This is a genomic window from Sandaracinomonas limnophila (genome assembly GCF_004005965.1).
GTDB lineage: Bacteria > Bacteroidota > Bacteroidia > Cytophagales > Spirosomataceae > Sandaracinomonas > Sandaracinomonas limnophila.
On record NZ_SACY01000019.1, the window covers coordinates 1 to 266 of the forward strand.

At 36.8% G+C, this 266-nt stretch carries 1 tRNA gene; it reads right to left on the reverse strand.

The window, feature by feature from the left end:
* Positions 1 to 46: 46 nt before the first annotated feature.
* Positions 47 to 120: transfer RNA gene (locus EOJ36_RS11870), tRNA-Ile, on the reverse strand.
* Positions 121 to 266 lie beyond the last annotated feature (146 nt).

A 266-nucleotide genomic window follows, 5' to 3' on the forward strand; every position in this document is an offset into this window, starting at 1 on the left:
CACTTCAATAACCACAAGGGTTATTGCTGCTCGCTCACTTTTATTGTGGGCCTGCGTGGACTCGAACCACGGACCTCTACATTATCAGTGTAGCGCTCTAACCACCTGAGCTACAAGCCCCTTTTTTTAATTGTTAATTGTTAATGGTTAATGGTTAATGAGATTGCTTAAAACAACCTATCATTAATCATTTACAATTGATAATTAACAATTATCTTGATGTGTTTGATAAAAGTAGACTCTTAAATAGCTTCTCCAGAAAGGAG